At 60.3% G+C, this 20,021-nt stretch carries 7 protein-coding genes, 5 tRNA genes and 2 riboswitches; of the genes, 10 read left to right on the top strand and 2 right to left on the bottom strand.

The annotated features are described in order from the left end of the window. The first annotated feature begins 205 nt into the window (after positions 1-205). Together I6L47_RS09120 and I6L47_RS09115 are read left to right on the top strand one after the other, a co-directional pair. Complete coding sequence (locus I6L47_RS09120) at positions 206-3,661, top strand: PAS domain-containing hybrid sensor histidine kinase/response regulator (protein ID WP_216949145.1); 3,456 nt, start codon at positions 206-208, stop codon at positions 3,659-3,661. 234 nt (positions 3,662-3,895) lie between these two features. Continuing rightward, positions 3,896-3,983, top strand: a riboswitch (cyclic di-GMP riboswitch). A 102-nt stretch (positions 3,984-4,085) separates the two neighbouring features. After that, positions 4,086-6,680 carry a glycosyl hydrolase family 18 protein gene (locus I6L47_RS09115; RefSeq protein WP_216949144.1) on the top strand — a complete coding sequence of 865 codons (2,595 nt, stop codon included), beginning with the start codon at positions 4,086-4,088 and terminating at the stop codon, positions 6,678-6,680. A 127-nt stretch (positions 6,681-6,807) separates the two neighbouring features. Here I6L47_RS09115 and I6L47_RS09110 read toward each other — a convergent pair whose 3' ends face one another. Next, positions 6,808-8,043 (bottom strand): sensor domain-containing diguanylate cyclase, encoded by a 1,236-nt coding sequence (locus I6L47_RS09110; RefSeq protein ID WP_216949142.1) that lies wholly within the window; start codon positions 8,041-8,043, stop codon positions 6,808-6,810. Between the two features lie 326 nt (positions 8,044-8,369). Beyond that, a riboswitch (cyclic di-GMP riboswitch) is annotated at positions 8,370-8,457 on the top strand. 104 nt (positions 8,458-8,561) lie between these two features. Here I6L47_RS09110 and I6L47_RS09105 point away from each other — a divergent pair. From I6L47_RS09105 to I6L47_RS09070, 8 genes are all read left to right on the top strand, one after another. After that, the gene (locus tag I6L47_RS09105; RefSeq protein WP_216949141.1) at positions 8,562-11,174 is read left to right on the top strand and encodes a glycosyl hydrolase family 18 protein; all 2,613 of its coding nucleotides are present in this window, start codon (positions 8,562-8,564) and stop codon (positions 11,172-11,174) included. 73 nt (positions 11,175-11,247) lie between these two features. Beyond that, entirely contained in the window at positions 11,248-14,229 is a 2,982-nt protein-coding gene (locus I6L47_RS09100; protein WP_302056629.1) for a M66 family metalloprotease, read from the top strand. Positions 14,230-14,308: 79 nt separating this feature from the next. Then, entirely contained in the window at positions 14,309-16,225 is a 1,917-nt protein-coding gene (locus I6L47_RS09095; RefSeq protein ID WP_216949140.1) for a glycoside hydrolase family 19 protein, read from the top strand. A 789-nt stretch (positions 16,226-17,014) separates the two neighbouring features. Then, a tRNA-Ala gene (locus I6L47_RS09090) sits at positions 17,015-17,090 on the top strand. Positions 17,091-17,118: 28 nt separating this feature from the next. Then, positions 17,119-17,194, top strand: a tRNA-Ala gene (locus tag I6L47_RS09085). A 65-nt stretch (positions 17,195-17,259) separates the two neighbouring features. Next, a tRNA-Ala gene (locus I6L47_RS09080) sits at positions 17,260-17,335 on the top strand. Positions 17,336-17,383: 48 nt separating this feature from the next. Next, positions 17,384-17,459: transfer RNA gene (locus I6L47_RS09075), tRNA-Ala, on the top strand. A 34-nt stretch (positions 17,460-17,493) separates the two neighbouring features. Then, a tRNA-Ala gene (locus I6L47_RS09070) sits at positions 17,494-17,569 on the top strand. A 169-nt stretch (positions 17,570-17,738) separates the two neighbouring features. Here I6L47_RS09070 and I6L47_RS09065 read toward each other — a convergent pair. Then, a complete protein-coding gene (locus I6L47_RS09065; protein WP_216949139.1) occupies positions 17,739-19,928 on the bottom strand; it encodes an ExeM/NucH family extracellular endonuclease in 2,190 nt (729 codons plus the stop codon). Positions 19,929-20,021 lie beyond the last annotated feature (93 nt).

The following is a 20,021-nucleotide window of genomic DNA, read 5'->3' as shown; positions in this document are numbered from 1 at the left end:
ACTGTGATGGTTTTATCTGAAAGGTAAAGTTTATCGTTTATCAATATTTACACCGGCAATGTTTATTGTTTTACGATATACAGTCAAGATAAAACTTATTGAAAAACGATAATTTCAATCTGTCCGAAGGGGATGACTTTTGGCTGCAGCCTCTCTAGACTGGCGAGGTTGTATACAAAAACTCAACATGGACAAGGAGTTATCGATGCACCAGGGATGGCTGCTGATCGGATTGTCGCTCACCTATCTGGGGCTGCTGTTTCTGATCGCCTTCGTGGCAGACAAGCACAAACGGCACCGTCTCAAGGGGCAACCGCTGCTCTACAGCCTGTCGCTGGCAGTCTACTGCACCTCCTGGACCTTCTTCGGCACCGTGGGGCAGGCGAGTGAATCCCCCTGGTCGCCGGTGCCCATCTACCTTGGCCCCATGCTGGTCTTTCTGTTTGGCTGGCGGCTGCTGGCGCGCCTCATTCTGGTGGCCAAGCGCGAGCACATCACCTCCATCGCCGACTTTATCGCCGCCCGTTACGGCAAATCCCAGCGGCTCGCCATGGTGATCGCCCTTATCGCCATCATGGGGATCCTCCCCTATCTGGTGTTGCAGCTCAAAGCCATCGTCACCGGGCTGGATCTGCTGATGGTCAACAGCGGCGGCATCAGCCCCACCAGCAATACCAGCGAGCTGGCGCTCGGGGTCACTCTGCTGCTGGCGCTGTTCAGCATCCTGTTCGGCACCCGCCATCTCGATGCCACCGAGCACCACAGGGGGATGGTGGTGGCCATCGCTTTCGAGTCGGTGGTCAAATTGCTGGCCTTTATCGCGGTGGGTGGCTTCGCCCTCTGGCTGATATTGAGCAAACCGGGCGAGGCTCACGAACAGGTGACCCGCGACTTCTTTGCGCAGGTGGTGGCGGTGAGCCCCGGCAACCTGCTGGAGCTTGCCATCTATACGGTGCTGGCGATGTGCGCCGTTATCTGCCTGCCGCGCCAGTTTCATGTGACTGTGGTGGAGAACAATCAGGGGCAGGATCTGCACTGGGCGCGCTGGATCTTCCCGCTCTACCTGTTCGTGATGGGGCTCTTTATCTGGCCGCTGGCACTGGCGGGCAAGCAGTGGGTGGGGGCTGACATGGCCTCCGACACCTATGTGATCAGTCTGCCGATGGCCCTCGGTTTCGATGGCATGGCGATGCTGGCGTTTCTCGGCGGCACCTCGGCGGCCACCGGCATGGTAATCGTCTGCACCATAGCGCTGGCGATCATGGTGAGCAACGATCTGGTGCTGCCGGTACTGCTGCGCCGCTTCTGGCGGCAGGGGCGCGACGAGCGGCTGGTGCGTCTGCTGTTGCAGGTGCGCCGTGGCGCCATCCTGCTGATCTTGCTGGCGGCCTGGGGGCTTTACCTCTGGCTCGGCGATCTCACCAGCTTGTCGCGCATCGGCTATCTCTCCTTTGGCGCGGTGGCCCAGTTTGCGCCGGCCCTGCTGCTCGGTCTCTACTGGCGTCACGGCAATCGCAAGGGGGTCTATCTTGGGTTGAGCCTCGGGGTGAGCCTCTGGTTCGTGACCCTGCTGGTGGAGAGCGGGCTGCTGGCCGGTTCACCGCTGGCTGAACTGCTGGCGCCGCCGGACTGGCCCGCATTTCGCGAGCTGAGTCTCGGGGCCTGGTGCATCTTCCTGAGCCTGCTCTTCAACCTGCTCGGCTATGTGGCTGGCTCGCTGCTTTCCCGTCCGGCGGTGAGCGAGCGGCTGCAGGCGGCCAACTTTGTCGGCAAGCCGAGTCGCGATACCGCTGCCCTCTATCAGGCGCGGGTCTCGGTCAAGGAGCTGGAGATGCTGGCGGCTCGCTTTGTCGGTTCAAGCCGGGTCAAACGCGCCTTTGGTCGCTTCGCCGGTGAGCGGGGCGGCACCCTGGCGCCCCAGATGCAGGCCTCGGCCGAGCTGATTGCCCACACCGAGCGGCTGCTGGCGGGGGTGTTTGGCACCTCGTCGGCACGGCTGGTGCTCGCCTCGGCCCTGCAGGGGCGCAACATGCAGCTCGAGGAGATCGCCACCATAGTCGATGAGGCTTCCGACGTGTTTCGCTTCAACCGCGGCCTGCTGCAGGGGGCGATCGAGCATATCGGGCAGGGGATCTCGGTGGTGGACAGGGAGCTTAGGCTGGTGGCCTGGAACCGCCGTTACATCGAGCTGTTCCACTATCCGCCGGGGCTTATTCAGGCAGGGCGTCCCATCGAGGAGATCATCCGCTACAACGCCCAGCAGGGACTCTGTGGCCCCGGTGATATCGAGGATCACGTGGCGCGGCGGGTTGCCTTTATGAAGCGCGGCAGCGCCCATATCTCGGCGCGGGAGCGCCCGGACGGGCGGGTGATCGAGATGCAGGGCAACCCCATGCCCGCCGGTGGTTTCGTCATGACCTTTACCGACATCACGCCGTTTCGCGATGCGGAGCGGGTGCTGCGCGAAGCGAACGAACATCTGGAGGCACGGGTGGCCGAGCGCACCCGTGAGCTCTCCGAACTCAACCGCCAACTATTGCTGGTGAACCAGCAGGTGGAGCGGGCCAATCAATCCAAGAGCCGTTTTCTGGCGGCGGTCAGCCACGATCTGACCCAGCCCCTCAATGCGGCCAAGCTGTTTACCTCCTCTCTGCTGGAGATGTTGCCCGATGCTGGCGAGCAGGCCCGCATCGCCCGCCATATCGACGATGCGCTGGGGGCGACCGAGGATCTCATCACCGATTTGCTCGATATCTCGCGGCTCGAAGCGGGCAAGTTCAAGGCCAAGAAGCTCGACTTTGCCCTGCGCGATCTGCTCGACAACCTCAAGGCGGAGTTTGGCGTGCTGGCCCAGGCGGGGGGGATCCACTTCTCGGTGGTGGAGAGCAAGCACGCGGTGCACAGCGATGTGCGGCTGCTGCGTCGGGTGCTGCAGAACTTCCTCACCAATGCGTTTCGCTACAACCCGGGCGGCAGGGTGCTGCTTGGTTGCCGCCGTATGGGGGAGAAGATCCGCATCGAGGTGTGGGACAACGGCCCCGGCATCCCGCAGGACAAGCAGGAGGCTATTTTTGACGAGTTCTCCCGCCTCGATCACTCCCGCACCGCCAAGGAGCAGGGGCTGGGTCTGGGGCTCGCCATCGCCCGTGGCATCTCGCTGGTGCTCGGTCATCAGCTCACTTTGCAGAGTTGGCCGGGCAAGGGCTCGGTCTTTGCGGTGACCCTCAATCTGGCAACCCGGCCGGTCACTGCCCATCAGTTGGTTGCGCCAGTGGCACGCGACAGCCAGCTGGAAGGTGTAGCCGTGCTCTGTATCGACAACGAGCGGGACATTCTGACCGCCATGAGCACCCTGCTCGGCCGTTGGGGCTGCGAGGTGCGCTGCGCCGTCGATCTGGCCGAAGCCGAGGCGCTGATGGCGGAGGGGTTTGTGCCGCGGCTGGTGCTCTCTGACTACCACCTCGACGACGGCAAGACCGGGTTGGAGGCGCTCGCTGCCCTGCAACGGGTGTGTGGCGACGAGCTGGGAGGCATCATCATCAGTGCCGATCGCAAGAGCGAGCTGCAGGCACAGATCCGCGAGCGGGGGTATGGCTACATCAGCAAACCGGTCAAACCACTCAAACTGCGGGCCCTGATGAACAGCCTGCTGCTGCGCTAGCCGCATCCGGGGCGGCTAGCCGTGAACCGGCTCACAAAACCGCTCAATGATCCTGTGGCCCCTGGTCATGGATCAATGCCGAGAACAGAGATCTATTGGCGAAGATCTCTTCATCTTCCTGCGCAATCGCCGCCAGTTACAGTATTGGCTTGCCACTGTCGGTGAACGCCGACAGTGGCAGACCGGATTGGCTCACTCTATAGTCGGGATGCGATTTTTTGCATCGCAAATGAAGTAACCGAAGGGCAAACCGATCGCAAGATCGGGACGCAAAGCTTCCGGTCCAGGGATGAGCCGTACTTGAGATAGCGGGGCCACCACAGGTTGTTGTGCACCTTTGCCAAGAGGCTGCACTGCCGTCTGCGTTACCTGTCAGGGCGTAGCCCTTTTCGTTGCCAACATAACGAAATAGGGAAATATAAAAATGCTAAGTCCAAAGCCTACCATGCTGGCCCTTGCGGTCGGTCTGTGCTGCGCCTCGTCCGCTTATGCTGCGGCGCCCGGCAAGCCGACCATCGGATGGGGCCCCACCAAGTTTTCCATCGTTGAAGTCGATCAGGCGGCCACTGCCTACAACAATCTGGTCAAGGTAAAGGATGCCGCCGATGTGGAGGTGAACTGGAACCTCTGGAGCGGCGATCTGGGCCAGAGTGCCAAGGTGCTGCTCAATGGTCAGGAGGTGTGGTCCGGCCCCTCGGCCGCGGCGGGCAGCGCCAAATTCAAGGTGAAGAAAGGGGGGCGCTACCAGATGCAGGTGGCGCTGTGCAACGCCGATGGCTGTACCCTCTCTGATGCCAAGGAGATCGTGGTTGCCGATACCGACGGCAGCCATCTGGCGCCACTCAAGGCGCCGCTGCAGGAGAACAACAAGCCCTACGCCAACAAGTCCGGCAAGGTGGTGGGGACTTACTATGTGGAGTGGGGCGTCTATGGCCGCAAGTTTACGGTCGACAAGATCCCGGCCCAGAACCTGACCCATATCCTCTATGGTTTCACCCCCATCTGCGGCGGGGATGGCCTCAACGACAGCCTCAAGGAGATCGAAGGGAGCTTCCAGGCGCTGCAGCGGGCGTGTGCCGGTCGCGCCGACTTCAAGGTGGCGATGCACGATCCCTGGGCCGCCATCCAGATGCCGCAAGGCAACCTCACTGCCCATGACGAGCCCTACAAGGGCAACTTTGGCGCCCTGATGGCGCTCAAGCAGGCCTATCCGAACCTCAAGATCCTCCCCTCGGTCGGCGGCTGGACCCTCTCCGATCCCTTCTATTTCCTCGGTGACAAAACCAAGCGTGACGTGTTTGTCGGCTCGGTGAAAGAGTTCCTGCAGACCTGGAAGTTCTTCGACGGTGTGGACATCGACTGGGAGTACCCGGGCGGACAGGGGGCCAACCCGAAACTGGGTAGCCCGAGTGATGGTGCCACCTATGTGGCCATGATGAAGGAGCTGCGGGCCATGCTCGACGAGCTGGAGGCCGAGACCGGTCGCCAGTATGAGCTCACCTCGGCCATTGGCGCGGGGGGCGACAAGATCCAGGATGTGGACTACAAGGCGGCCCAGCCCTACATGGACCACATCTTTATGATGACCTATGACTACAACGGCGCATGGAGCAACACCGAGCTGGGCCACCAGACCAACCTCTATGCGGCGAGCTGGGACCCCGATACCAAGTACACCACCGACAAGGCGGTGAATCAGCTGCTGGCGCAGGGGGTTGAACCGGGCAAACTGGTGGTCGGTGCCGCCATGTATGGCCGTGGCTGGACCGGGGTAAGCGGATATCAGGGCAACAACCCCTTCACCGGCAAGGCGACCGGCAAGGTGAAAGGCACCTGGGAGGACGGGGTGGTGGATTACCGCGACATCGTCAACAACCGGATGGGGGCGGGCTGGGAGAAGGGCTACGACGAGGTGGCCGAGGCGCCCTATCTGTTCAAGGCGGCGACCGGCGATCTCATCACCTATGACAACGAGCGCTCGGTCAAGGCCAAGGGGCAGTATGTGCTGGCCAACAAGCTGGGTGGCCTCTTCTCCTGGGAGATCGATGCCGACAACGGCGACATCCTCAACGCCATGCACGAGGGGCTGGGCCACGGCGAGGGGACGACTCCACCAGCCAACAAGCCGCCATTGGCCAATGCAGGCAGTGACCTCAAGGTGACCGGCCCGACCGAGGTGACGCTGGATGGGTCGGCCTCCCACGATCCGGAAAACAGCGCGCTCAGCTACAGCTGGAAGCAGATCTCCGGGCCGCAGGCTGGCTTGCTCGATGCCACTCAGGCCAAGGCCCGCGTGGTGCTGGATGCCGTGTCCGCCGACATCAATCTGGTGTTCGAGCTGACAGTGACCGATGACCAGCAGTTGAGTGCCAAGGATCAGGTTGTTGTCACCAACAAGGCGCCGCAGGCCAATCTGGCGCCGGTGGTGAGTGTACCTGCCACGGCCTCTGTGGAGGCGGGCAAGCAGGTGACCATCAAGGCGACAGCCTCCGATCCGAACGGTGATCCGTTGACTTATCAGTGGAGTGTGCCGGCAGGCATCACCGCAACGGGTCAGAACAGCGCCACTCTGGTGGTCACCGGCCCGAGCGTAACCAGCGACACCGGCTATGACCTGAGCGTCACTGTCTCCGACGGCGGGCTGGATGCCAGTGCGGCAACCCGTCTGACGGTCACACCGGCCAGCAGCGGCGGTGGTTGCACGGCGACCGATCCGGATGCGGCCAACTGGCCAGTCTGGAAAGCGGCAAGCACCTATAACAGCGGCGACAAGGTGAGCCACAACCAGCTGGTGTGGCAGGCCAAGTACTGGACCCAGGGCAACGAGCCGAGCCGCACCGCGGATCAGTGGCTGCTGGTGAGCAAGGTGCAACTGGGTTGGGATGCCAATGTGGCCTACAACGGTGGCGAGCTCACCACCCATAATGGCCGTCAGTGGAAGGCGCAGTACTGGACCAAGGGCAATGAGCCTGGCAAACACGACGTCTGGCAGGATGTGGGAGCCGCCAGCTGTAAATAAGCATTGAATGGTGGCGGGGCATGCCGGTCATGCCCCGTTTTTCCTCCCCGCTTCGCCACATTCTGGCGGGTCTGCCAACCGGTTTCCCCCAGCTTCTCTCGTGTCCCAGCAAAGTGCTCACTCCTGCCTAGTGATTAATGCTCTCCCCGATAGCTGGCATCTGTGCCGCACGTTGCTCTTTGTGGTGCCGCTTGTGTTGGTACATGTCGGCATCGGCTCTGGCAAACGCAGCGGCAAAGTCGCCGCGATAGGGGGCCATCCCCATGCTGCACGAGATAGTGGGGGAGGCGCTGGCCAGCATGGTCGTCAGCCCAGCCATCGCCTGTCGCAGCTCGGTCGGTGTCAGAGTAGTGAGCAGTACAAACTCATCCCCGCCGAAGCGGGCGGCAATCACCCCCTGACCAAAGTGCTGGCGTATCCCTGCAGCGATAAGGCGCAGGGCCTGATCACCGGCCAAATGGCCACTGCTGTCATTGAGCTGTTTGAGATTATCCATGTCGATCAGCAGCAGGGTGCCTTCCGGCTGCCCCTGCAGAGCGAGTTCGAATTGCTGGCGATTGGCGAGCCCGGTCAGCTGGTCGGTATTGGCCAGCTGATAGATGCGGCGGGACTGCTGATAGATGGTGATGGCGTGGCGAATATCCCGCGCCAGGATCGCCATCAGGTGGCTGTCGTAGCGGGTAAAGGCATGACGTTTGCTGCTGTCCATATTGATCATGCCGTAGAGCTGACCATCGATATGGATCGGGGTCGCCAGCGTGGCCTGGATGGGCAGGTCGGTGCAGTTGACCAGCAGCTCTCTGTCCTGTTCGGACAGGGGCATGGTGGCATTTATCTTCGACAGGTCGTTGATCAGCAGTGTTTTGTTGCAGCGCCCCTGAGTCAGCTTGTACTGAAAGGTGTGCTCCAGCGGCAGATTGATCCGCCGCAGTTTCACCAGATCCATGCCGATGGCCGCTTCATATCTCAACATGCCTGTGCCCGGCAGCAGCTTGATCAGGCAGCCCATCTCGGCTCCCGGGATCAACATTACGGCTCGTCTGAGCAGATCCTCCAGAAAGGCCTCTTCGGTCTGGTATTGCGCCGAGTTGCGGGCCAGTTCGGCGGTGGTTTCGTTGATCTTGAGCGCCTCACTCAGATGCTGCCACTGGCGGTGCAGATGGTAGCGGTAGTGGCGATAGAGCCAGAAGGTGCAGATAAGGTAGCTCTGGACTAGCAAGGTGCTGGCAAGCGGCGCCCTTTGCCAGCCATTGAGGCTGTTGATAAGCCAGATCATCCCGGCCAGTGGCAAGGCATAAATCGTCAAACGAACAAATTTGTCGTATCTGGATAACCGGGTGCGTGAGGGCAGTTCGCTGGGCATGAAGACACCTGCTGGCCATGCAAAGCGGCGATTATAAATTCATTAGTTGCGATACAGATGGGTCTTTTGTCGCATATTGTTCTTACTCATTGATTTTTCTCAATTTGGTGTGATGTAGATCAAAAAAATGGTGTGAGGTATCTGGTTGGAGGTGATGTGATTAGGTCTGCATATCCGGCTGTTTTTTAAACATTAATTTCTTGAAAGTAGGTAATTATCGGGGTTGGAAACCGGTGGGCTGGCAATGGTCCGATTTGCTTACTTATCAGAATTTCCCTACAGTCAATCGGCGATTATTTTGCGATCATTTATCGCCAGAAATAACGTTGTGACAAGGGCAAACCGATTGAAAAGTCGGGACGCAAAGCTTCCGGTCTAAGGGTCAAGACGACTTAGGATAGCGGGGCCACCACAGTAGTATGCAGGCTGCCTTTGCCAAGGGGTGGTCGTTTTTGTGTCACCTGTCGTGTTGCGTTGCCCTTTCGTTTTTCCCATAACGAAACGAAAAGGAAAGCAATATGCTAAGTCCAAAACCCGCACTGCTGGCCATGATGGTCGGTACCCTGCTCGCCTCCTCCGCCGCTTATGCGGCAGCTCCCGGCAAACCCGCTATCGGTTGGGGCCCCACCAAGTTTGTCATCGTCGAAGTCAGCCAGTCCGCGACCGCTTATAACGAGCTGGTCAAGGTGAAGGATGGCGCCGATGTGACCGTCACCTGGAATCTCTGGAACGGCGATATCGGCCAGAGTGCCAAGGTGCTGCTGGATGGCAAGGAAGTCTGGTCCGGTCCCGCTTCCGCCGCTGGCACTGCCACCTTCAAGGTGCACAAGGGGGGCCGCTATCAGATGCAGGTCGCGCTGTGCAACGGCGACGGCTGTACCCTGTCTGATGCCAAGGAGATCGTGGTCGCCGATACCGATGGCAGCCACCTTGCGCCGCTCAAGCCTGCCCTGCAGGAGCACAACAAGCCTTACGTCAACAAATCCGGCAAGGTGGTCGGCACCTACTATGTGGAGTGGGGGGTCTATGATCGCAACTTCACCGTGGACAAGCTGCCAGCCCAGAACCTGACCCATATCCTCTATGGCTTCACCCCGATCTGTGGCGGTGATGGCCTCAACGACAGCCTCAAAGAGATTTCTGGCAGCTTCCAGGCGCTGCAACGTGCCTGTACCGGGCGCAAGGATTTCCAGGTCGCCATTCACGATCCCTGGGCCGCGCTGCAAAAAGGGCAGGGGTCACTGGTCGCCTGGGATGAGCCCTACAAGGGCAACTTCGGTAACCTGATGGCCCTCAAGCAGGCCTATCCGGACCTGAAGATCCTCCCCTCCGTCGGTGGCTGGACCCTCTCCGACCCCTTCTTCTTCATGCATGACAAGGCCAAGCGTGACGTGTTCGTCGCCTCGGTCAAGGAGTTCCTGCAGACCTGGAAGTTCTTCGACGGTGTCGACATCGACTATGAGTTCCCGGGCGGCGACGGCGCTAACCCCAATCTGGGGGACAAGACCAAAGATGGTGAAACCTATGTGCTGATCATGAAGGATCTGCGCGCCATGCTCGACGAGCTGGAGGCCGAGACCGGTCGCACCTATCAGCTCACCTCCGCCATCGGTGCCGGTTACGACAAGATTGAGGATGTGGATTACAAGGCTGCCCAGCAGTACATGGACCACCTCTTCGTGATGAGTTACGACTACAACGGTGCCTGGAGCAATACCTCCCTGGGTCATCAGGCCAACCTCTATCAGGCCACCAACGGCTCGGCCAACAAGCGCTACAACACTGATGCAGCGGTGCAGCAGCTGCTGGCGCAAGGGGTCGACTCCGGGAAGCTGGTGATCGGTGCCGCCGCCTACGGTCGCGGCTGGAAAGGGGTGAGCGGCTATCAGGGCAACGATCCCTTCACCGGCACCGCCACCGGCAAGATCAAGGGCACCTGGGAAGATGGCGTGCTGGATTATCGCCACATCGTCAACAGCCATATGGGCGCAGGCTGGGAGTACAACTACGACGAGACTGCCGAAGCAGCCACCCTGTTCAAGCCCTCCACCGGCGAGCTGATCACCTATGACGACGAGCGCTCGGTCAAGGCGAAAGGCCAATACGTGCTGGCCAACAAGCTGGGCGGGCTCTTCTCCTGGGAGATCGATGCCGACAACGGTGACATCCTCAACGCCATGCATGAAGGCCTCGGTCACGGTGAAGGGGTTACCCCGCCAGCCAACAAGCCGCCAGTGGCCAACGCGGGCAGCGATCTGAGTGTCACCGGCCCGACCGAGGTGACGCTGAACGGCTCCGCCTCCCACGACCCGGAAAATGGCACCCTCACCTATAGCTGGAAGCAGGTCTCCGGCCCGCAGGCAGCCCTGCTAGATGCCACTCAGGCCAAGGCCCGTGTAGTACTGGATGCCGTGGCAACCGACATCAATCTGGTGTTCGAGCTGACGGTGACCGATGACCATCAACTGACCGCTAGGGATGAGGTGGTGGTGACCAACAAGGCGCCACAGCCCAACCTGCCACCAGTGGTCACTCTGCCCGCCAGCGTCAAGGTGGAAGAGGGCAAGCAAGTGAGCATCACTGCCAAGGCATCCGACCCCAACGACGACGAGCTGATCTATCAATGGCAAGTGCCTGCCGGTATCACGGCGACCGGCCAGAACAGCGCCACTCTGGTGGTCACCGGCCCGGCGGTGGATGTCGAAACCGGTTATGACCTCTCTGTGACCGTCTCCGATGGCGCACTCGATGCCAACGCGGCCACCCGTCTCACCGTCACGCCAATCAACGAAGGTGGTGAGGGGGGCTCTTGCAGCACCACAGATCCGGAAGCGGCCAACGTTCCCGCATGGCAGGCCAGCAAGGTCTATAACGGTGGTGACAAGGTGAGCCACAACCAGCTGGTATGGCAGGCCAAGTACTGGACTCAGGGTAATGAGCCGAGCCGAGCCGCCGATCAGTGGGCGCTGGTGAGTCAGGTTGATCTGGGTTGGAACGCTGCCGTTGCCTACAACGGCGGGGATCTCACCAACCACAACGGCCGTCAGTGGAAGGCCAAGTGGTGGACTCAAGGCAATGAGCCGGGCAAGCACGATGTCTGGCTGGATATCGGGGCAGCAAGCTGTAACTGAGGCCTCCTCACCGATGACGGGGTATGGCGACATGCCCCTCATTCCCGATAGCAATATGAACGAGAACCCGACAATGACCACAAATGTGACCAGAATCGCTGCCCTCATCATGGCAACCCTGGCGGCGGGCCCCCTGTCTGCCACCACCTCGTCCCTGATATTCAATGACACGACACCGCAAAGCGATCTGGCGGGTAGCCTGGCTGCCAGCGTGCAGTTTGCCCAGAGCCAGATCCTGCCGTCCCATCCCAAAGAGGGGGATCGCCAACCCATCCTGACCAGCCTGCGCAAGAGCCTGCTACTGGTGAAACCGCTCCAGGCCGACGGGGTGACCCCGATGACGGTGGAGGCCCGTGACGGCAGTGGCACGCTGCTTGGCACCCTGACCTTGTCGCCCCCATCGGCGCTGCCAGAGACGGTTTACCACCTCGCGGGGGCTCCAGAAGGCGGAGTGAGTTTCATCCCGGAGAGCGGCACCACTGCCGTCATCAGCAGCAGTGCTGATTTGGCCAAACTGAGCGACAAGAGCGGCGCCTTTCTCAAGGATCGGTTGACTGGTCGCGCGCTGGTGGAGATCCAGACCGCCGACGGCCGCTGGGTTCGGGATATCTACCTGCCCGTGAGCACGGAGCTGGAGGGGAAGATGGTGCGGATCCGCTCCAGCGCCGGTTATAACTCCACGGCCTTTTATGGTGAGCGACAGGTGACCGTCTCCCGTGGCCAGACCCTGCAGTTCAAGTTTGCCAACGGGCAGTGGTTCCGCGAGGGGGAGCTGGAGAACAACCGCATCACCTATGCAGCGGATACCTGGAGCGGCGAGCTGCCTGCCGAGTGGATCCAGCCCGGACTGAACCTCTCCGTTCGTCAGGGTAATCTCAGTGGTGAACTGCGTGACATCAAGGTCGGCGCCCCCGGCGAACTGCTGCTGCACACCATCGACATTGGCATGCTCACCACACCACGGGATCGCTTTGCCTTTGCCAATGACAAGGAGGCCCATCGCGAATACTTCCAGACCATTCCGGCCAGCCGGATGATTGTCAGTCAGTATGCACCGCTCTCCCTGCCTGAGGTGATGCTGCCCAACGGTACCCTGCTGACCGACTTTGACCCGAGCGAAGGGGGCTGGCATGGCGGCACCATGCGCCAGCGCATCGGCAAAGAGCTTATCTCCCACGGCATCGACAATGCCAACTACGGCATCAACAGCAGTGCCGGTGAAGGGGAGGGAAGCCATCCCTTTGTGGCGGCCCAGCTGACGGCGCACAACAGTCGCGGCAAGTATGCCAATGGAGTTCAGGTGCACGGAGGTTCCGGTGGCGGTGGCATCGTCACGCTGGATGATTCGCTGGGCAACGAGTTCAGCCACGAGGTGGGCCACAACTTCGGCCTTGGCCACTATGTGGATGGTTTCCGCGGCTCGGTTCATCGCAGTGCCGATCAGCTCAACTCCAGCTGGGGCTGGGACAGTGACAAACACCGTTTCATCCCCAACTTCTCACCGACCCGCACTAATGAGGATGCCTGTCTGGATGGCCAGTGCCAGCCACCGTTCGATGGCCGCAAGTTTGGCCACGATGCGATGGCAGGCGGCCGCCCTCTCTCCGGCGCCAACCGTTTCACCCTCTATACCCCCAATTCGGCCGCCATTATCCAGCGTTTTCTGGAGAGCAAGGCGGTGTTCGATGCCAACTCGGCCACCGGCTTTAGCAAGTGGAACAGTGCGACGGCCAGGATGGAGCCCTATCAGCACACAATCGAGGGGATCGAGAAGGTCGATGCCCCCATGGATGCCCTGAGCGAGGCCGGACTGAGCGCTCTGCTGGCGGACTACGGCTTGGTCAGGGTCGCCATGTGGGATGGTCGCTGGACCCGTGATATCCGGGTGCCGGTTGCCTCTGCGGACAACCGTGGGCGCAGTCTGACTATCGATCACGGGGCCAGTTACAACAGCCACCTCTTTATCAACGGCAAGGAAATTGTGGTGAACCGGGGCTTCAAGAAGAGCTTCACCTCGGATGGCCAGAGCTGGGTGGAGGTCTCCCCCATCGATACCAAGGTTGCGCGCAAGCCCGAGCAGTTCGGCGTGCCGGTGACCACTTTGGTGGGCTATTACGATCCGCAAGGAGCCCTGCGCAGCTACATCTATCCGGCACTGCACGGCGCCTATGGCTTCACCTACCCGGATGACAGCAGCACCCTGTCCGGCAATGACTGCCAGTTGCAGGTGGAGACCCGCGATGGTCTGCAGCGCTTCAGGCTGGCCAATCACCGGGCGGCCAGCAGCGTCATGAACAAGTTCCACATCAACTTGCCCACCGCCAGCGAGCCCGGTCGTGCCACTATCCAGTGCCGTGGCCAGACACTGGTACAGCAGAGCTTGCTGCCACCGCAGCAGGCGCTCTCCTTTACCGTCAATGGGCGGCCGCTGGAGCAGGGCGTGGTGGAGAACCAGCCTCCGGTGGTGACCGTACCGGCGCAGCTCGGCGGCATCGGCGGTGAGTGGCTGACCATCACTGCCGAGGCGAGGGATCCCGAGGGGGATGCGCTCAGCTACCGCTGGCACTTCCCGGCAGGCTGGCAGGCGGAAGGCGAGACCAGTGCCAACCTGCGTCTGCTAGCGCCGGCAGTCACTACCAGCGAGCAGCATGAGCTGAGTGTGAGCGTCTCGGACGGGGTACATCAGAGCGAAGGGCGCGTCGTGCTGACGCTGGCGCCCGTGGTCGACGGCTCTTGCAACACCACAGATCCGGAAGCGGCCAATGTTCCCGCATGGCAGGCCAGCAAGGTCTACAACGGCGGTGACAAGGTGAGCCACAACCAGCTGGTATGGCGTGCCAAGTACTGGACTCAGGGCAATGAGCCGAGCCGCGCCGCCGATCAGTGGGCGCTGGCGAGTCAGGTTGATCTGGGCTGGAGCGCTACCGTTGCCTACAACGGTGGGGAGCTGACCAACCACAATGGCCGTCAGTGGCAGGCCAAGTGGTGGACTCAAGGCAACGAGCCGGGCAAGCACAATGTCTGGCTGGATGTCGGGGCGGCAAGCTGCCCCTAGGTTGAGTCCATGATGAAGATGGCGGAGCCTGTTCAGGCGGGCTCTGCCTTTTGCCACAAAACCATAGAGAGCAACAATAATGAAAAAAAATCGCATATCCCTTCTGCTTGCCGGCTTGATGCTGAGCGGCCACCTGTGGGCGGCCGAGGCATACGACATCAACAAATCCTACCCGGGCGGCAGCCAGGTCAATTACAACGGCCAGGTTTTTGAGGCCAAGTGGTGGGTCAACCCGGGTCAGACTCCGGGCATGGCGGCCGCCAATGAGTGGGATACCCCGTGGAAGCTGATCGGCGAAGGGGAAGTGACCCCGCCGGATACCGGTGGCGATGACAAGCCCAATCCGCCGACGCCAACTCCGCCGGATGGCAGCACTACCCCCGTCTATATGAGTCAGGCCGAGCTGGATGCCAAAGAGAAGGCGCTGACCGACTTCCCGGCGATGGAAGCGGTCAAGGCTTCCATCGCTACCCGGGACAATCTGGTGGTCGAGGCGGTGCAGCCGGGCCGTGCCGACAACCCGGGCAACGTCAAGCGGGTCGAAACCCTGCTGAGCGAGAGCCAGTTCAACTACCTGTTCCCGCTGCGCGCCCCCGAGTACACCTATCGCGGCCTGTTGCAGGCGGCGGCCAAGTTCCCGGCCCTGTGCAGCGACTATAGCGATGGCCGCGATGCCGATGCCATCTGCCGCAAGACCCTGGCGACCATGTTCGCCCACTTCGCCCAAGAGACTGGCGGCCATGAAAACTGGCGCCCGGAAGCCGAGTGGCGTCAGGCGCTGGTCTATGTGCGCGAGATGGGATGGAATGAGACCATGCGCGGCGGTTACAACGCCGAGTGCCGTCCCGATGTGTGGCAGGGTCAGCAGTGGCCGTGCGGTACGTTCGACAATGGCGAGTTCAAGAGCTACTTTGGCCGCGGCGCCAAACAGCTCTCCTACAACTACAACTACGGCCCCTTCTCCGAGGCGATGTTCGGCACGGTACGCACCCTGCTCGACCGCCCCGATCTGGTGGCCGACACCTGGCTGAACCTGGCCAGTGCGGTGTTCTTCTATACCTATCCGCAGCCGCCCAAGCCCTCCATGCTCCATGTCATCGATGGTACCTGGCAGCCGAATGACCATGACAAGCAGAACGGTCTGGTGCCGGGCTTCGGAGTCACCACCCAGATCATCAATGGCGGGGTGGAGTGCGGCGGCCCGGTCGAGCACGCCCAGTCCCAGAACCGCATCAACTATTACCGCGAGTTTGCCAACTACCTCGGAGTGGCGGTGCCATCCGACGAGGTGCTGGGTTGCAAGAACATGAAGGTGTTTGACGACAATGGCGCCGGTGCCTTGCCCATCTATTGGGAGCAGGACTGGAGCTATGTGGCAGAGAACCCCAACGGTGGCAAGAGCTATGCGTGCAAGCTGGTGGGCTACCAGACCCGCTTCAGCGCCTTCAAGGCAGGGGATTACAGCCGCTGCGTTCAGCACTTCTATCCGGAGGTGGTGATCGAGGATAACGGCGGTGGCACCAACCTGCCGCCAGTGGCCAATATCACTGGCCCGGCGCAGGCCGAAGGTGGCAGCAAGGTGACCCTCTCTGGCCAGCACTCCAGCGATCCGGAAGGCAAGCCGCTCTCCTATGCCTGGACTATCCCGGCTGGTGCTTCAGCCCCGGCACTGGATCAGGTCACTCTGGAGTTGACTCTGCCCACGCCGGCCAGCGATACCAGGCTGGATATCAAACTGACGGTCACAGATGAAGGTAATCTGAGCCGCAGCACCACCCATAGCCTGCTGGTGAAAGGAGAGGAGGGGGGCATAACGCCGCCTGACTATCCGGCCTATAAAGAGGGGACTCCCTACAAGGCGGGCGAGCGGGTCAGCAATGGCGGTGTCAGCTACGAGTGCAAACCGCATCCCTACACCGGCTGGTGTGCCGGTGCCGCCTGGGCCTATGAGCCGGGCAAGGGTACGGCCTGGGCCGATGCCTGGATCAAGCTCTGAGCCGTTTCAGGGTTACAAGGCTTACCGATTAGCCAGCGCACTATCTGGTGTAATCACAGTCTGGAGCAATAAAAGATGGGGCCTGCGGGCCCCATTCTTGTTTGGTGGCGTTCAGGTTTGGCCGTGGAACATCTGGCCCGGACAGGACAGCGCCTCGAGAGGGCTGTGTGATGATGTGTGTTGTTTTTTTATTACATTTTCCGTGAAAGGCTTTCAGCAATTACTTGCCGTAGCGGAAGTAGTATTCACGGGTGGAGGGGGCATAGGCATCTTTCTCTACAACGCCGTTCTTGGTAGTTGCACCGCGCAGGTGGAACAGGACTGCCAGATTCTCAAACATGGTTTACCTCATCGCTCTGTCATTTATGGTTATGGTGTGTGACCTGGGTCACGGTTTGATCCTATGGTCATTTGTGAGACAGATCAACTTTCTGTGTTGTAAATTTACAAAAATCATGGAAAGGGTTTTCAAATGCAATGCCCTTTATGGAAAGGCTTTCCCGAGGTGACGGGGGAGAAGCTGATGATCAGCCAGCACAAGAGGCCTGAGAGCGGGGGGGGTTGCACGGGGAAAGAGGCTCGCTGCACGGCCTCTCCTTTATAGGTGCTTGAGCCGATTTATGACATAAAACAGAGAGATAGCACGCGCCTTGCTGGTAAAAACAGCGAACTGCTGCAATTTTGACTAAACGAATCAGTCGCGGTTATTTTAGGGTTGACAGCAAAGCGGGTGATGCCTATCATGCGCCTCCGTTGCCGGAGATAACTTCGTCAGCGCCGAGGTGAGTTGGGGTTATAGCTCAGCTGGGAGAGCGCTTGCATGGCATGCAAGAGGTCCGCGGTTCGATCCCGCGTAGCTCCACCAAATTATCCTCGAACAATCTGGAATCAAAGGGGTTATAGCTCAGCTGGGAGAGCGCTTGCATGGCATGCAAGAGGTCCGCGGTTCGATCCCGCGTAGCTCCACCAGATTCCTGATTGTTGTATTGAATACCCAGGGCAGTGTGGTGTGTATCACCCAAGCCGACCTTTGTGGGGTTATAGCTCAGCTGGGAGAGCGCTTGCATGGCATGCAAGAGGTCCGCGGTTCGATCCCGCGTAGCTCCACCATTATTTAGGATGAATGGCCGCCAGAACCATTCGTTCAGTACCGAATTTGGGGTTATAGCTCAGCTGGGAGAGCGCTTGCATGGCATGCAAGAGGTCCGCGGTTCGATCCCGCGTAGCTCCACCAAATTCAGAGTGACTGCCGGTCATTCACACAAATCGGGGTTATAGCTCAGCTGGGAGAGCGCTTGCATGGCATGCAAGAGGTCCGCGGTTCGATCCCGCGTAGCTCCACCAAATTCTTGTTACAAGAAGCAAAAGGCCACCGCATCGCGGTGGCCTTTTGTTTTCTCCATCATTTATTTTCTCCATACGTCCGCGCCTTTCATTTGTAAATCCAATGACCTGAATGAAAAAGCCCGCGAGACTCGCGGGCTTTGCTTGCACTATTCAGATGCGCCTGTGATTAACGGCGACGTCGCCAGGCCAGCGGCAACAGGGCCAGCAGGCCGAGTCCCAGTGCACCACCGCCTGAGGAGGTGTCCGGTTTGGTGGCATCGCTCTCCAGTCTCAGGTCGACGATGATGGGATCATGGTCGGAGGCACTGAAGGGGTTGTCAGACTTGAGCAGGGAGCCGGTGTACTGGCTGCCGTATTCGAACAGGGAGCTCTCGAAGGAGTTGATGTGCCAGTCGGCGACACCTGCCACCTTGCTGGCCAGCGCCGGGTTGGCGAGGGCATAGTCCAGAGTGCCCAGCTCCCCGTCGTAGCTGTAGGAGATGGCTTTCTCCTTGTTGAATTTGACGTTGAGATCGATCAGGCCGTAGCTGCGAGTCACTTCACGACCGAGCTGTTCATAGGACTGCTCACCGATAAAGGTGTGGGAGGCCGATACGATCTTCCGCTCGCTGGTGACCGGGTTGTAGTCGGTCAGTACCCGGATCGGATCTTCCTTGGCGTAGGAGTTGAAGTCGCCCACCAGCAGCACCTGGCCCGGCAGTTTGCCGACTGCCTCACCCAGCACCTTGGCGGCAGAGACCCGGAACTCGGTGCACTTGCCCTGCAGGTCGGCCGGTTCTGTCTTGCCATCGCCATTTTCGTAGCAGCCTGACCCCTTGGATTTGAGGTGGTTGACCACCAGCGTCAGAGGCTCCTTGCTCTTGGCGAGGGTGAAGGTCTGAACCAGAGAATCGCGCTGACCGGCAGTCTTGGCCACACCACCAGTGGTGTAGCGCTGCTCCGGCAGCTTGATGACGCTGGCATCTCCGCTGGGGGTGAGCAGGGCAGGACGGTAGATCATCGCCACCATGATGGCGTCGCCGCCGAAGAACTTGCCATCGGTAAGGGCAGTGACCGGCAGACGCACATAGGCGTAGTGTTTGCTCGCATCCTTCTGCTGTTCGTTGAGGCGGGTCACCAGATTGTGGAGGGCCGAGTTATCCTCGAAGCCGTTGTTCTCCATCTCCATCAGGCCGAGCAGATCGGCATCCATTGCGGTAATGGCATTGACGATCTTGGTGCGCTGCTTCTCGAACTCGGGCTGGCTCTTGGCACCCCGGTTGCAACCTTTGGCGTTGTCGGCATCCGCCTGATCCTTGCACAGGATATTGAGTGCGCCGCCAATGCTGGAGTGACTGGTGAAGTAGTTGAGTACGTTGAAGCTGCCGATCCGCAGATCGCTGCCAGCGAGGCGAGCCGGCGCGTCTTGACGATCCTCTTCAGGACTGCGCAGCAGAGCACCGGCAGTCAGGGTGATATCGCTCGGTACCACCAGACGGAAGGCATCCTTGTTATAGACGATTACCCCCTCCAGCCCGGTCAGTTGATCACCGATGCGCAGATATCCCTGATCGGCATCCCAGCTCGGGAACCAGGGCAGTACGCCATCGGGTGCTTTGTAATCAGACTCAACTACCAGACGGTTGCTGCCATTTTTGGTGGCCAGTGCGACAGCGTCCGCACTGCTGGCAACATGAAGTTGGGTCGGTTTGATCAGCGGGGTTTTGTGGGCCAACTCTACGTTGTTGCGATAGACCTTGTAGTCGAAGCCGTAGTTGCGGGTCAGGTGCAGGTCACTGCTGCTGTCGAGACGTACCCGCATCCCTTCGTGGCGATTGAGCGCTTGCGCCAGCGTCTCCCCTTCATTGACCAGCAGTACGCTGGTCGGCACATTCAGCCCTTGTGCGGTGACTTGCAAGTGGGCTTTTTTGGTGGCCTTGTCGACTAACGGGGTCAGCTGGGTGCCGCCGTAAAATTCTTGCACCTGTGCTTCCAGACAGACTTCGCTCCCCGGTTTGACGTCTTTATATTTGGTCGCGAAGTCCTTGTCGTTCAGATAGACAAAGATGCCATCAGAGGTGGCCGGATTGCCATCGCCCACCGGGTCGGTCAGATAGAAACCCTTGGTCAGACTTTGGCCAAGCGTCGTCACGATACCGCGAACGTTGAAGGTGCCCGTGCTGATTTTACCGGTCACATTGCCGTTCTTGTCGGTCACGGTCTGGGTGGCCAGCGCGCTGGCGGAGCCTGTGCCCTGAATGGTCGGGATGGGGGTGAGTTGAGCCGGATCGGACGGGCAGACAAATGCCGCATGGGCGCCTGAGGATGCAAGTGCCAGCCCCACGGCCAGCGACAGCAGGGTACGAGTACCTTTCATAGGTGTTCCTTTTTTATTTTTGCCAGTGATTCCATAGCCTTGGCTCGTTGACCAAGGGCGCGCATTGTCACATTTCTGGCATGTCATACCAGT

The sequence above is a fragment of the Aeromonas sp. FDAARGOS 1417 genome (assembly GCF_019046985.1).
In the GTDB taxonomy this organism is placed as follows: Bacteria; Pseudomonadota; Gammaproteobacteria; order Enterobacterales; family Aeromonadaceae; genus Aeromonas; species Aeromonas veronii.
This window is presented reverse-complemented; position numbering and strand designations above follow the sequence as displayed.